Raw genomic sequence first — 14,913 nt, 5'->3', positions numbered from 1 at the left:
TGACTTTGACTATCAGTTAATTGATCTCTAAGTTTATCAATGTCTGTTTTTAACTGTTGACGTTCCTCTTCAGATAAATTCATTTGTTGACGGTATTGTTCTTCTTTCTCTCGGATTTTTCGAGTTAAACTATAAATTATTTGATTTTCGCTATTAGAAGAATTTTTTAATTTTTTTATTTTATTTTTCATGAAATGAAAATCTGTATCAGCTTTAGACAATAAAAGATGTTTTTTAAGAAATATATTTAATTCTTCTTCTATCAATGATTGTTGAATTGGATCGTTTTTTAATTCCCAAATTGTTGTACTCATTTTTAAAATAATATCTAAATAACTTTTAGATATAAATAACAAATTTTTAGGATACCAATTACGCCAAAAAAACCCCTTTGTATCTATTTTAAAAGAATTTTGTTTATAAAACAAATATTTATCATAGTTATTAAATTCATTATAATTACCAGGAAGAATAAAAATATATTTATTAGGGTCAAAAACTATTTCTTCTATTTTGTATCCAAATTCGTTAAATAAATCATATTTTTCTAAAATTGATAAATATTCTTTAAAAATCAAATTTGATTCTTTATATTTATTAAACCACTGAGAATTATGATTTTTCAATTCTCCTAAAATTAATAATAAAACTTGATTCAATAAAAAACTATTTTTATCCTCGTTAGATTCTTGAAAATATTGAGGAAAAGATTCTTTAATTTTGGATAAAACCTTAAATTCTCTAGTATCAATGTTTTTCAATTCAGTTTCAAAATTAATCTCTTGTTCTTGTAAAAATTTTGAGTTACATAAAGAAAAATTCACTAAATTAATATTTTTAGCTTTAATTACCATTTTATACAAAAATAAAAAAAATAAAATTTTAAAAAAACAAAAAAAAATAAAAAAAAATAAATAATTTTTTTTAATTTTCATACCAAAGGAAACCTTATTTCGACCGATATCTTTCTAATGAATATAGCCAAATTAAAATTAATAAATATGATGAAAAAAATTTAACAATTTTTTTTATATTAAGAAATCAAAAATGTTATAAAGCATAAAAAAAAGACAAAAATAAATAAAAAAGACCTATTTTCAAGATCTTTTTTACCACTGAAATACAATTTATAAAATGTAATTTAAAATATTAATTATTTAAATTAATAATGTTAAATGTAATTTAAAGGAACTTTATTAAAAAATTTCCAAATAAGAAAATTATTTTTAACCTCCTCCTTAAAATTAATATTAACTTTTATTTAAAAATTTTGTGCAATAAATAATTATTAAAATATTATTAAATAAATGTTTAATCTAAAGTTATTTAAATAGCTTTTGGAGTTTCAATTACTTCACAAAAGTTAATAGCAGACAAATTTGTCATTTTGTCTAAATTTTTATTTTTTGTAATAGTAGCATAATCTGGTTCAAAATCAAGATTATGATTTACAAGATTATTTCTAGAATTAAATTTGTTTAATTTTTTTAAATTTGTTCTAATATTACGAAATGGTTTAAAAAACGAACGAATTTTAAATTTAGGTTTAGATGATTTAATAACATTAGTTTGTATTGTCTCTTCTTTAGTATCTGCGTTAGTTAAAGAAGATAGAACTTCAGATGGAGTTTCGGATTTACCTATGATACTTGCAATTTCAGAATTACTTAAATCCTCTAAAATCTCACTATTGTAATCCTTTACAGAAACATAATCAAGATCATGATTATTTTTTTCTTCTAAAGGCACTGATTTTTCATTATCCATGTTCGCTCGAGAAACTTCAGAAGAAATATCTCCTGATGTCAAATTTTCTTTAGAATCAGTAAACATAAATGATGTATTTATTGGCTTTAAAAAAATAAATGTTAATAACCCTATAATCATTAAAACAAACATAATAACAGCTATTTTTTTAACATTTTTTAATGAAATAATTTTTCTTTGTTCAGTATTTATATTTATTATTTTCCTTCTTTAATAATTAATTTAAAATTATAAAATTTTAATAATTCAATGTTTTTGTGCTTTTGACAAAAACTAAATAATTAAATTTATTAATTGTTTAATTAAAATATAATTTTTTCAATGTTCAAATTCAAATTTTCAAAATCAAATATTTATTAAATTTAATTAAAAATTAAAATTAATAAACAAAAAAACAATACACTACATTTTATCAAAATAATTTTTTTAATTTTTGTAGTAATCATAACTTTTTAAAATGAAATTTTTAATTAGATAACTACTACATCTAATATTATAAACAAATTTTAAGAAAATAGATAGATAATAAAATAAAAAATATTTCTTTAATTAAAAATTATTAAAACAAAATAAACCAATAAATTAATGAAAAACAAATTTAATATATTAAAACAGTGCATAACCAAAATAAATCAATAGAAAAAATGATAAATTAGCACTATCCTGTTAAAAAATAAATAACAAGAAAAAAAAGGCACTCCCAATTTCAAGTTATTTAAAATATCGAAAATTTTTTAAAATTAGTAAAAATTTATTTATTTTAATTTTAAATAATTTATTTTAAAAATTCAGTTTTAACTATATATTTAATAAAATAAAATAATAAAATACAATTTATTAATTTTTATAAGAATAAAAACATTAATAGTTAAATTTAGCTAAATTATTTCATTTCTATCTCCTGATAATTATTATCATTCAAATTATTTAAATTATTATTATTTTCTGGCTTATTATCGTTATTTAAATCATTATTATTTGCTGGCGTATTCGATTTAGTAAAAAACGACGGAGATAAAGATTTTAAAAAATTCCAAGTACTACCAAATTTATTATTATTATTTAAATCATTATTATTTTTTGGCTTATTATCGTTATTTAAATCATTATTATTTGCTGGCGTATTCGATTTAGTAAAAAACGACGGAGATAAAGATTTTAAAAAATTCCAAGTACTACCAAAGTTAAAAGAATTAGATAACCAATTAGACAAAATATTCAAAATACTAGATTTTAGATCCATTAAATTTTGTTCAATTTGAGGACCTAAAATTTGATCAAAAGTTTGACTAGCGTGTTTTTTTGTATGTTGCTCCAACTCATCAATACATTTATATAAACGAATTTGAGCATTTTCTTTCAAATCATCTAAAGATTCTTTGAAATATTCACTTATTATATCTACTTGGCTTTTAATTTTTTCTGCAACGTCATTACAAGATTTTTCTGCATAATTTTTAACATTCGAAATTAAATCTTGTTGCCCTGATTCTAAATTATTTTCTAAAGCTTTACTCACATCCGAAACGACTTCTCCATGTTGTTGCTCGATATGACCTAAAATTTTTCCCATACAAAAAAACACGATAAAAAATAAAATAGAAGTTATCAAAATCGATAATAAAAAAATTTTTCTTCTTCTAATTATTTGTTTTTGTTTATTCATAATTGCAACACCCATTTTCTTTTATATAAATTATTTTCCGAATTTATATTAATCTAACATTCGTTTTAATTAATCTATTCAATTAACTTATTCATCATTAATTTAAATTCTAAATAAATAAATAACTTTGTTTTTATAATCATAATCTCAAATTAATATTTAATTTTATAATATCTAAAAAATGTTTAAAAAATAAAAAATTTAACTAACTACTAAACAATAAATAAATATAAATATAAAACATTACATTTTATTAAAATATTAAATCATACAAAATCCAATTATATTTTAATAATAACTATAAGGATTGTATCAAAATTTTTACTTTTATGGAATAAAATATTTTATTTAATTTCTTTAAAATTTGACAAACATCATTTTTTTTTATAAAATTTTAAAAATTAAAAAACCAATTTTCATTAAATCTTGGGAAATAATATCGAAAACATTCCATCTAACTAAATAAATTAAATTTTATATAATCCAAAAGGAGCATAAAAATTATAATGAAATATATAATAGAAGTTAAAAACCTAAAAAGTTCTTTTAATAAAGAAATAATTTTAAATAATATTAATTTAAAAATAAAACCACAAGAAATAGTTTCTATTATTGGCCGATCTGGTTCAGGAAAATCAACTTTATTAAGATGTTTAAATTTATTAAATAGACCAGATTCAGGAAAAATATTTTTTAATAATTATAATCTTCTAGATCCTAATACTTCCTTAACTAATTTAAGAATACAAATAGGAATGGTTTTTCAACATTTTAATTTGTTTTCAGAAAAAACTGTTTTAGAAAATTGTTGTCTAGCATTGAGATGTGTTTTTAAAATGCCTTATATAGAGGCTTCTCGAAAGGCTTTCAAAAAATTAAAAGAAGTAGGAATGGATAAATTTGCTTACGAAAATGTTCAAAAACTTTCCGGAGGGCAAAAACAACGGGTAGCTATAGCAAGAACTCTTTGTATGGATCCTAAAATTATTTTACTTGATGAACCCACTTCAGCTTTAGATTCAGAATCAGCTCAAGAAATATTAAAATTATTAAAAAATTTAGTTGATAAACATAATATAACGCTTATTATTGTGACTCATGAATTGCAATTTGCAAAAAAAGTTTCAAATAAAATTTATTTATTAGAAAACGGTCAAATTTCAGAAAAAGGCAATTTAAATGATATTTTCAGATTAAATAAATGTCCTAAAATTAAATATTTTTTCGAACAAGAAAAAAAATAATATTATATTACAAAGAAGAACTTATTCAACATTATGAATTTTTATACACTAAACTATTAATTATTGTATAAATTACCAAATTTAATCCTAAAAAATTCACGAAAGAGAACTTATTTTAATGTTTCAATTAAAACTTCGAAAAATCTTAAAAATTTTTATTTTTATTATAATAATAATATTTTTACATTATAAATTATTTAAAATTTGTAGTTTTCAAGAGCAATCTTCCGATAGTATTATTTTAGGAGTAGTAAGTAATTCTCCGCCTTTTTGTTTTGATAGTGATTCTTCTAATCCTAATAGTTTTCTTACCGAAACAGGAACATATGTTAGTGGTTCTGATATTTTTTTGTTTGAAAAAATAACCAAAAACATGAATAAACAATTGAAAATAAAATCATTAAATTTTCCTGGTATTTTAAATGAAGTTAACCAAGAAGTTGTTGATGCTGCTATCGGTAACATGAATATTACAGAAGAACGTAAAAAAAAAATGAATACTATAGAATATGATAATTCTGAAATAGGTTTTTTAATTAGAAAAGATAATCATAAATTTAAAAATTACATAAACCAAACAGAAATTACTGTTCAAGATTTAAAAAATTTAACTAAAATGCACGGCAATATTAGCGCAACAACTACAGCCAGTTCTATTTATGATATTGAAATATTAAACAAATTAAATTTAGACAAATTAAATCCAAAAGAAGATTTAGTAAATTGTATTAACGAAGTAGAACAAAAACGTGTTGATTTATTTCTTTTTGAACACCCTGTTATAAATTTAATGACTTCTTTAAAAGCAAATGATAAAAATAAATTTAAATCTTTAAAATTAATAAATAAAGAAAAAAATACTCAAAATAAAGATTTTCATTATCCTTTAGGTATTTTTATCAACCATAAAAACCAAAAATTATACCAAGAAATAGCAAAACAAATTGATAAAATTAAAAAAGATGATCCTAATATAATGGAAAATTTACGTGAAAAAGCTATCAAAACTTACATAAATGATAACCAACAAAAACAACAAAATAATAAATTTGGAAATAAAATTATAAATATAATTAAAACATATCAAGACAGTTTTTATATATCATTAACATTGGCTATAGATGCTATCTTATTAGGTTTCTTGTTAGCATTAATATTTTTACCTTTCAAAATATGGTGCCAAACTTCTGGAAAAGTTATTCCAAAAATAATAAATTGTATGTTAATTTTATGTATTCATATTACAAAAGCTATCCCTATTACTATTCAAGTTGTCTTAATGTATAATTTATTGATACAAAAAATATTTTTTTTGAAAGGTTTAATAGGGATTTTTTGTATTTCATTAACTATAACTTTCCTTAATAACGCATGCCATTTTTTAAATAACATGTCTAGACAAATTAATTTTTTAGAATCCGGACCTATAGAAGCTGCTTATGCTCTAGGTTTAAGTTCAAAACAAGTCTTTAGGTATATTATATTAGAACAAATTTTAAAAAGAGAAATACCTAATATATGGGATCAATTTGTAATAAATTTAAAAGAAACCGCTTTATATTCTATTATTGGATTGCCAAATTTATTATGGACTGCACAACGCAATATAGCTATTACTTACGATACTATAACGCCTTTTATTATTATAAGTATTATTTACATATCATTATCAAGTTTAACTCAAATTTTGAAATATACAAAAGTTTTCGAATGAATTAATAAGAAAAATTTAAATCATTATTCAATAATTAAACATTATGAAAATAAAAATAAACTCCAATAATTAACATTAATAAGTTATAAAATCCAACACATAATAAAAAAAGTCAAATTGCTATTTCCATAAGGATAAAAACAATTTGACTTTTTTATTGAAATATATAATTAATTAGATAATCCTCAAATAAATAAATTAAAAAATAAATGAAAATTTTTTATTTAATTCTTATATTTATTGTTAGCATGATTACCTAAATCATCGCTAATAATTATTAATTTATTTTCCCAATAAATATCTTTTTTAGACTTAATTTTATTAACAAAATTATTATTAATTTCAAAAATTGTTTTATCAGCAAAATGCTGAATATAACCAATATTTTTTCTATAAATATTAAATTTATCATATAAAATTTGTAAAAAAGTGGCAGGATTATAAACACGATCGTTTTTACCAATATTAATAATTAATTTTGTCATGTTAATATTATTTTGTTCATATTTTTTAGAATAATCATTATTATTAATACGATTATTTTTAATATAAGATGTTTTGGCAAAATCATCATTATTATAATTAGAAACATTTCGTATAACAATATTTTCATATTGTTTACGACAAGGAGATATATAATGTAATAAAGATTTAATAATTAATTCATGATCATATTTTTTAACTAAATTATCTATTAAAGACACATCAACTGATAAATTATTATTTTGATAATTCTCTATTAATTGAACAACTTTATCTCGAAATAATTGATCTTGTTGTTGATAAATCTCTTCAATCTTAGGAATTTCAGCTAATAATAATTTGTCTTTTAAATAATATTCTAATTTTTTTAATTTAATTTTTTGTCTAACATTAATAAAACTATAAGAAACACCTGATTTTCCAGCTCTTCCAGTACGACCTATTCTATGAACATAACTTTCGTAATCATTAGATAAATCATAATTAATAACCATTTGAACATCAGAAATATCTAAACCTCGAGCAGCTACATCGGTAGCGACTAAAATTTTAATTTTTTTATTACGAAAATTATTAAGAACATATTGTCTTTGGTTTTGTTTCAAATCTCCATGCAAGGCATCTACTAAAAAATTTCTTGTTTGTAAATAATCAGTTATATTATCAACATTTCTTTTGGTATTAGCAAAAATAATAACAGAATCAGGATTTTGATAATCTAATAAACGTTCTAAAACTAAATTTTTATTTATATCCGAAACAATAAAATAAAATTGTTTAATACTTTTAACTGCAACATTTTTATTAGATATTTCTAAAATTTGAGAATTTTTTTGATATTTTGCAGCTATTTTTTTAATGAAATCCGGCATTGTAGCAGAAAATAAAGCTGTTTGCCTTTCTGAAGGAATAGTCTTTAAAATATCTTCTACATCCTCTTGAAATCCCATTTTTAACATTTCATCAGCTTCATCTAAAACTAATAATTTAACATGAGATAAATCTATTTTTTGCTGTTTTAACAAATCTAAAATTCTTCCGGGAGTAGCTACAATAATATGAGGTTTTTTATTTAAAGCGCTAAATTGTTTAAAATATTTTTCGCCACCATAAATAACAGCAGTTCTGATATCAGAATAAAATTTCAACAATTTATTAATTTCCGTAAAAACTTGCAAAGCTAACTCACGTGTAGGACACAGTACTAAAGCTTGAATTTGAGCATTTTGAGCATCAATTTTTTGAATCATTGGGATACCAAAAGCAAAGGTTTTACCTGTTCCTGTTTGAGAACGAGCTACAATATCAATACCTTGAATCATTTTGGGAATTACTAAAGCCTGTACAGGAGTAGGATTAATAAAATTAAGCTCTTTTAAAGCTTCTTGAATTTGAGTTAATAAATTTAACTCTGTAAAAGAAGAAATCATTATATTTTCCTTTCAATCTTATTGAAAATTTTTTAATTAAAAATAAAAATTTTTTCAATATTTAATAAAAATAAATATTTTATATTCTCAATAGTAAATAATAAAAATTTTTTATTTTAGATATTAAAATAAATATTTTTAATTACTATATATTTTTCCTAAAAAAATTAAAAAATCAAAAATATTTATTAAAAGTTTTTGTAATTTTAAAATTTAAGAAAATAAAGTGAAACTTATATCGATCTTAATCTAAACGAGTACCAGTAACAATAATCAGCACAAACTTTAACAAATTAACTATCTTGAAAATTACAATTACTAATTTAAATAAGAATCTAAATATAGTTAAAAAAATAATTATTTTATTATTAATAATACCATAAAATAAATAATTTAATTTGAAAAAATTATCTTCACTTGAAACAAAACGATAATAAATTTTTATTTCCAATGAATTAAATCGATAACATCTTGCATACATTTAATTCTTTTATATAAATTTTATTAAATTAATTCATAATATATATACTTTGAACTTTTTTATATAAAAATCCAAATGATAAACAATTAATTATACCGTTAATAATAATAGGAATAATATTAAAACAACAAAATAAAATATTTATAACAAAATCTGAGTAAAAATAATTATATCGATAAAAAGTAATTTTAATAATATCCCAATAATTTAAATAACCATTTAAGATACGAGAAATAGATTGTAAAATAATAATCAACAAACCAAAAATAAAAATGCGTTTTTTATTAACATAACGATAATTCAACAGACAACTTATTAATAAAAATAGATTGGGTATAAAAGAACCGAAAACAATATTGCTAATAACAAAAAAATATTTATCAGAAATACAAAAATTATAATTAATTTTTAAATATTCATAAGTTACCAAATAACTGGGTACCGAATAAAAGAAACAATCTATAAAAATATAAATGAACCAAAACAAAATTAAATAATTAATATTTAAAAAAAAACCCAAAAAAAATAAAGGTAAGTGCCAAAATAACCATAAATTAGAATTAATTACAGGAATTTTATTAATTTTACTTAAAACAGAATATTTATTTAAATTAAATAAAACCCAAGAAATCGAAATTAAATTCGAACCTAAAATTAATTGTTTAATAATATTTCGTGTGTTTTTTATACAGTTATTTTTATTTAACATAAATTGAATTTAACTTCTTTCTGAATAATTATGTTTATCACAATAAAATTAATGATTTTTTATCTTATTTAATTTTTAGATATAAAACAAAATTTTTATATCTAAAAAACAAAATATTATTTTATATATTAGATACATTTCAAATCCATGTTAAATTTACAAATAACTATCTTTGTTTTAAACATGTTATAATAAAGAATGATTTAACTTATTTAAAAATATTTTTGTACAAATTTAAAATAAAAAAGGAGAAATAATATCTAAATATGAAATATCAACTACCTACCTTAAACTATAACTATAACGAATTAGAACCCTTTATAACAACAAAAACAATGATGATTCATCATCAAAAACATCATCAAACCTATATTGATAAATTAAATATGTCTTTATCAAAATTTCCTAATATTCAAGATAATATAAATAATTTATTAACAAATTTATCGTCAATACCTCAAGAAATTAGAGAATCTGTTCATAATAATGGAGGAGGTCATTTTAATCATTCATTTTTCTGGAAAATTTTAAAACCAAAAACAACAAATGAAATAATTTTATTAAATGAAACACAAAAAATTATAAAAAGAGATTATAAAAATTTAGATAATTTTAAAAATCAATTTACCAATAAAGCTTTAAATCTTTTTGGTAGCGGTTGGGTATGGTGGATTATTAAAAATAATAATTTATCCGAAATAATAACCACCAGTAATCAAGATACAACTCATAATTTAGGTCACCCTGTTTTAGGTTTAGATCTTTGGGAACATGCCTATTATTTAGATTTTCAAAATCGTCGTCAAGATTATATTGAAGCTTTTTTTCATATTATTAATTGGGAGCAAGTAGAAACTAATTTAAATAATATATTCTTAAATAAAGAATAATAAATAATTAAAATTATTAAAACACAAAAAAGATAAAAATAAATTTAAACAAAAACATTTATTTTTAAAATAAAATTATTGATTAAGAAATATAAAATAACAAAACCGTCGAAAAAATATCTTTTTTCGATGGATTTTTATTTATCAATAACCTTATATCTAATCAAGATTAAATTAGTTATTATTGAATATAAAAAAAATTTAGATTTACCTCTGAAAAATCAAATAAATAAAATAACCTACAGGGATAACAACAATAGTTACAAATATAATTAATACGATCAAAATCGAAATAATATTAACGAAAATTCGGTTTTTGGAAAATTTCAACGATACATTTTTTTTTCTATTAACTATATTTTCAACTTTTGGTTGATTACTAAAACGTTTGTTGCAATTCGATGAATTAACTTTTTTATTTTTATTTAAAAACCAAAACATAAAAATTATTAACCTCTTAAAATTATTATCTTTTTTAATATAAATATTAATTAAACTGAATACTTTTTGATAAAAAGATCAACGACATATAAAGATAAATTATAAATAATAAATCAAATATTTAATTCAATTTATATAATAATTAACAATAATAATATTCTAACATATATTAAAATTAACTGACAAAAAATAATTTATAAAAATTTAAAACAAAGGAAATTTAATTACTTTGAAACAACAATATATAAAGCAAAAATTAAAACAACTAAATTTTCTTCAAATAACACCTATACAAAAACAAATGTTTAACAATTTCGAAAAACCTTATCATTTAGTATGCGTTGCTCCTACAGGAACCGGAAAAACTCATGCTTACTTATTACCTATATTATCAAAAATAAATTGGCAAAAAAATACAATACAAGCCATCATAATTACTCCTACCAATGAACTGGGTTGGCAAATATTGAATATGTTAAAAAAAATAGAACCTAAGATAGCAAATATTAAAATTTTATATGGTGGCATAAATAAACAAAAAATATCAGATCATTTTAAAAAAAAACAACCTCCTTTGCTCATAACAACTTTAAGCAAATTAAATGAATATGTTCTTAGCAACAAATTACTAAAAATTCATAAACTCGATTTTTTAGTTTTAGAAGAAGCAGATATGCTATTTGATCAAGATTCTTTATCCATCTTAGATATAATATTAACAAAATGTAATCCTAAAATTATAATAGTATCTGCTTCTATAACCGATAAATTAAAACCTTTCATAAATAAATATTTTGGCAAAAATTTATTTTTAAATACTACCAAAGAACATAAATTAAAATTAAATTATTATAATCTTTTAACTACATCAGAACAAAAATTAAAAACTTTAATACATTTAACTCAAAATATTAATCCTTATATTTCTATTATTTTTGTTTCCAACATTAAAGAACAAGCCAAAATTTATGAAGCAATGGTTCAAAAAAATTTAAAAGTTATTTGCTTTTCTTCAGCATTAAATACTAAAAAAAGAAAACAATATATAAATGATATCCAAAAAGCCAAATATCAATATATTATAGCAAGCGATATTATGGCAAGAGGTTTAGACTTAGATATAGATTTGGTCATACATTATGATTTGCCCCATAAAAATTTAGATTTTTTTCAACATCGTAACGGCAGAACGGGAAGAATGGAAAAATCAGGAGATATAATAATTTTAATGACCGAAAAAGATGAATTATTCCTTAATGAAATACAAAAAAAATTAAATATTTCATTTAAACAAATTCAATTTAATAATAAAAAAAACCAATATTCTTTAATTGCTCCCCAAAATAATCGAAATATAAATAAAATATCCAAAAATAAAAAATATATTTCAACCAGAAAGATAACAAAATAATATATATGTTAATAATAGGAAGTCACGTATCATTTAAAAAACCTAAAATGTATTTAGGATCTTTAGAACAAGCTTTATCATTTAATTCAAATACTTTTATGTTATACTCGGGTCCTCCTCAAAATACTAAAAGAAATATTATTACAACAAATGATATTGATCAAACTTTATCAGAAATGAAAAAACACAATATTAATGTTAATTATTTAGTAGGTCACGCGCCGTATATTATTAATTTAGCAAATCCTGTTTTAGATAAAAGGGAGTTTGCTATCAAATTTTTAATCCAAGAATTAAATCGATTTGCTCAAATGAGAATTCCTCAAATGGTAATACATCCAGGCAATAATCTAAACAAAAATAAATTAGAAGCCATTGAATGGATTGCCCAAGGTATTAACAAAATTTTTAAAAATACTTCTCATCTAAAAACTAAAATAGCATTAGAAACTATGGCAGGAAAGGGCAATGAAATTGGTTCGAATTTTCAAGAATTAAAAAATATTATCAATTTAATAGAAGATAAAAAGAGAATTTCTATTTGTTTTGATACTTGTCATGTATTTGATGCTGGTTATGATATTAAAAACCAATTTGAAAATATAATAAAACAATTTGACAAAATTATTAATTTAAAATACTTGTCCGTTCTACATATTAATGATTCTAAAAATTATTTAGGTAGTAAAAAAGACCGACATGAAAATATTGGATATGGTCAAATAGGCTTCGAAGCTTTAATAAAAATTATATATTTCCCATTATTCGATAATATTCCTAAAATTTTAGAAACACCTTTTGTGAACGAAAAGCCTATCTATAAAGAAGAAATTATTATGATCAAAAAAAGATTATTTAATAAAAATTTAAAACTTAAATAATAATTATATTCACTATATTTAAGTTAAAATATAAAAAAATCATTTATTTATTGAGTGATAAATACAAAACATAATAATGCTTCCAGCTATAGCTACATTTAAACTTTCTACTAAATCCGTAGTAGAGATGGAGATTAGAGAATCCGAATTTTTACGAGCAACATCAGAAATACCTTTGCCTTCATTCCCTAATATTAAAGCAATTTTATTATATATCATGCCGCAATCTGCTAAAGAATTAGACAAAAAATTAGTTTCACGAACGCAAGAACCTATAACAAAATAATTATTTTTTCTTAAAAAAAATAAAAAATTAGCTAAATTGCCGCGATAAAAATTTAAATTAAAAATAGCTCCTTGACTAACTTGAATGGTTTTTTCATTATAAATATCTACACTATTATTACTAAAAAAAATAGTTTTAAATCCAAAAGCACAAGCGCTTCTTAATAAAAGTCCAGCATTAGACGGATCTTGAACACTATCTAAAATAAGTATTTTATCATCGTATAAAGATGATTTTAACATTTTGCAAATAGCTACCTGCGAATATAAGATATGATTATTATTTAATAATTTCATTAAAGATTTTTTAATAAATAAACCTGCTTCTTTTTCAGGATTAATAGTATATAAACTTACTACTATTCCTTTTTTAACAGCTTCTTGCACAAGATGATTGCCAAACACAAGGAATTCTTCATATAAATCTCGGTATTTTTTAGATGATAATTTCATCATTTTTTTGAAAATACTATTATTAGATGATAAAATCATAGAATATTAAAACTCTCTTTAAATAATATTTATTATACATATTTATTCCAAAAATATATTTTTAACTTAACTTAACATTATTAAAATAATTTTGTATTAAATCCAATGCTAATAACCAAGGAATAATAGTGCAGTTTAATTTATTAGGAATATTAGTAATTGCTTCAAATAATAACAAATCTGATCCCAAAACAGAAATATCAAAAGATTTCTTTTGTAACATATTTATAAAATTATTAATAATATTTAAACTTTGCGCAAATGTTTGATTAGATAAAGAAATTGACATGATAGATGACGAAGCGCATATTATAGAACAACCTTTTGTTTCATGCCGAATTGAATTAATAAAACCAGCATTAAAAAAAATTTGTAACGTTACTTCATCTCCGCACAATGAATTGTGTTTTTTTTTAATAAGGCAATTATTATTGTTACAAGTAATAGGCCATAAATACGAATAGATTATTTGCGTTTCATTGATAAGATTTATGTTCCTATCAACTATTACAAACAGCCCCCGTCCAAACGGCGCGAGCAAGTTTCCAAGCACACCGCTTTCCATAATTTATCCCTCTTCAGGGTTTAACTTCGTGTCGCCACTGGTTAAATGTTTATTTATTGACCTTTTGTTCTTTTAGCATAATCCGATATCATATCTTTATTAGTTACTTCTTTGAAGATGACAAATCTGACAAAGGACAATTGTTGTTTATCCATTGCCCTTCTCCGGTTAGTATCTCTAACGGTTCTTGCGTGATGAATTTCTCTAGAAATTGATCTTCTGACAAACTTCGCATTTTCCGTGCTGTTAACCTTGTCAGTTAATTTAGTTTATACTTTGACAATGTTCGGACTGATAATTATATTGATGATTTTACTTTTATAATTTCATCTCCTTTTTTCTTTATAATATTATTTTATTATTTAAAATAAATATTTAAGTATTTTAATATCCTGATCAACTATTCACTTACATGAATAAATTTCTCAATCAACAAAATACCTTTTTCTGTTGA

Annotated in this window: 13 protein-coding genes; 5 read left to right on the top strand and 8 right to left on the bottom strand. The window is 21.0% G+C overall.

Annotated elements, in window-relative coordinates; translation table 11 throughout:
* The 3 genes from OC701_RS01250 to OC701_RS01240 all read right to left on the bottom strand — a co-directional run.
* Positions 1-935: hypothetical protein (locus tag OC701_RS01250; protein WP_304514300.1), on the bottom strand; the 935-nt coding region annotated here is incomplete at its 3' end.
* Positions 936-1,326: 391 nt separating this feature from the next.
* Positions 1,327-1,899: a hypothetical protein gene (locus OC701_RS01245; protein ID WP_304514299.1), complete on the bottom strand. Its 573-nt coding sequence runs from the start codon at positions 1,897-1,899 to the stop codon at positions 1,327-1,329.
* A gap of 751 nt (positions 1,900-2,650) precedes the next feature.
* Positions 2,651-3,433: a hypothetical protein gene (locus OC701_RS01240; RefSeq protein ID WP_304514298.1), complete on the bottom strand. Its 783-nt coding sequence runs from the start codon at positions 3,431-3,433 to the stop codon at positions 2,651-2,653.
* Between the two features lie 506 nt (positions 3,434-3,939).
* Here OC701_RS01240 and OC701_RS01235 point away from each other — a divergent pair.
* Both OC701_RS01235 and OC701_RS01230 read left to right on the top strand, forming a co-directional pair.
* Complete coding sequence (locus OC701_RS01235) at positions 3,940-4,677, top strand: amino acid ABC transporter ATP-binding protein (protein ID WP_304514297.1); 738 nt, start codon at positions 3,940-3,942, stop codon at positions 4,675-4,677.
* A 118-nt stretch (positions 4,678-4,795) separates the two neighbouring features.
* A complete protein-coding gene (locus OC701_RS01230; RefSeq protein ID WP_304514296.1) occupies positions 4,796-6,391 on the top strand; it encodes a transporter substrate-binding domain-containing protein in 1,596 nt (531 codons plus the stop codon).
* 224 nt (positions 6,392-6,615) lie between these two features.
* Here OC701_RS01230 and OC701_RS01225 read toward each other — a convergent pair whose 3' ends face one another.
* The 3 genes from OC701_RS01225 to OC701_RS01215 form a co-directional block, all read right to left on the bottom strand.
* Entirely contained in the window at positions 6,616-8,304 is a 1,689-nt protein-coding gene (locus OC701_RS01225; protein WP_304514295.1) for a DEAD/DEAH box helicase, read from the bottom strand.
* A 244-nt stretch (positions 8,305-8,548) separates the two neighbouring features.
* Complete coding sequence (locus OC701_RS01220) at positions 8,549-8,755, bottom strand: hypothetical protein (RefSeq protein WP_304514294.1); 207 nt, start codon at positions 8,753-8,755, stop codon at positions 8,549-8,551.
* A gap of 58 nt (positions 8,756-8,813) precedes the next feature.
* Positions 8,814-9,494, bottom strand: a complete 681-nt coding sequence (locus tag OC701_RS01215; protein ID WP_304514293.1) for a hypothetical protein — start codon at positions 9,492-9,494, stop codon at positions 8,814-8,816.
* A gap of 266 nt (positions 9,495-9,760) precedes the next feature.
* Here OC701_RS01215 and OC701_RS01210 point away from each other — a divergent pair, with 266 nt between their 5' ends.
* The 3 genes from OC701_RS01210 (at position 9,761) to OC701_RS01200 (ending at position 13,117) form a co-directional block, all read left to right on the top strand.
* The gene (locus OC701_RS01210) at positions 9,761-10,384 is read left to right on the top strand and encodes a superoxide dismutase (RefSeq protein ID WP_304514292.1); all 624 of its coding nucleotides are present in this window, start codon (positions 9,761-9,763) and stop codon (positions 10,382-10,384) included.
* A 670-nt stretch (positions 10,385-11,054) separates the two neighbouring features.
* Positions 11,055-12,236, top strand: coding sequence for a DEAD/DEAH box helicase (locus OC701_RS01205; RefSeq protein ID WP_304514291.1), 1,182 nt, complete (start codon positions 11,055-11,057; stop codon positions 12,234-12,236).
* Between the two features lie 5 nt (positions 12,237-12,241).
* Positions 12,242-13,117: a deoxyribonuclease IV gene (locus tag OC701_RS01200; protein ID WP_304514290.1), complete on the top strand. Its 876-nt coding sequence runs from the start codon at positions 12,242-12,244 to the stop codon at positions 13,115-13,117.
* 39 nt (positions 13,118-13,156) lie between these two features.
* Here OC701_RS01200 and OC701_RS01195 read toward each other — a convergent pair whose 3' ends face one another.
* Positions 13,157-13,894, bottom strand: coding sequence for a TrmH family RNA methyltransferase (locus tag OC701_RS01195; protein ID WP_304514289.1), 738 nt, complete (start codon positions 13,892-13,894; stop codon positions 13,157-13,159).
* 61 nt (positions 13,895-13,955) lie between these two features.
* Positions 13,956-14,459 carry an iron-sulfur cluster assembly scaffold protein gene (locus OC701_RS01190; protein ID WP_304514288.1) on the bottom strand — a complete coding sequence of 168 codons (504 nt, stop codon included), beginning with the start codon at positions 14,457-14,459 and terminating at the stop codon, positions 13,956-13,958.
* Positions 14,460-14,913: the final 454 nt, after the last annotated feature.

Source organism: Candidatus Phytoplasma bonamiae, assembly GCF_030586845.1.
GTDB lineage: Bacteria > Bacillota_I > Bacilli_A > Acholeplasmatales > Acholeplasmataceae > Phytoplasma > Phytoplasma bonamiae.
The sequence above is the reverse complement of the archived record's forward strand: the minus strand, read 5'-3'. Positions and strand labels throughout refer to the sequence as shown.

Bases quoted from the DNA above. Each gene is read 5' to 3' on its own strand.
- OC701_RS01230 (WP_304514296.1), top strand. From the start codon at position 4,796: ATGTTTCAATTAAAACTTCGAAAAATCTTAAAAATTTTTATTTTTATT.
- OC701_RS01225 (WP_304514295.1), bottom strand. From the start codon at position 8,304: ATGATTTCTTCTTTTACAGAGTTAAATTTATTAACTCAAATTCAAGAA.
- OC701_RS01235 (WP_304514297.1), top strand. From the start codon at position 3,940: ATGAAATATATAATAGAAGTTAAAAACCTAAAAAGTTCTTTTAATAAA.
- OC701_RS01210 (WP_304514292.1), top strand. From the start codon at position 9,761: ATGAAATATCAACTACCTACCTTAAACTATAACTATAACGAATTAGAA.
- OC701_RS01195 (WP_304514289.1), bottom strand. From the start codon at position 13,894: ATGATTTTATCATCTAATAATAGTATTTTCAAAAAAATGATGAAATTA.
- OC701_RS01200 (WP_304514290.1), top strand. From the start codon at position 12,242: ATGTTAATAATAGGAAGTCACGTATCATTTAAAAAACCTAAAATGTAT.
- OC701_RS01245 (WP_304514299.1), bottom strand. From the start codon at position 1,899: ATGTTTGTTTTAATGATTATAGGGTTATTAACATTTATTTTTTTAAAG.
- OC701_RS01190 (WP_304514288.1), bottom strand. From the start codon at position 14,459: ATGGAAAGCGGTGTGCTTGGAAACTTGCTCGCGCCGTTTGGACGGGGG.
- OC701_RS01215 (WP_304514293.1), bottom strand. From the start codon at position 9,494: ATGTTAAATAAAAATAACTGTATAAAAAACACACGAAATATTATTAAA.
- OC701_RS01240 (WP_304514298.1), bottom strand. From the start codon at position 3,433: ATGAATAAACAAAAACAAATAATTAGAAGAAGAAAAATTTTTTTATTA.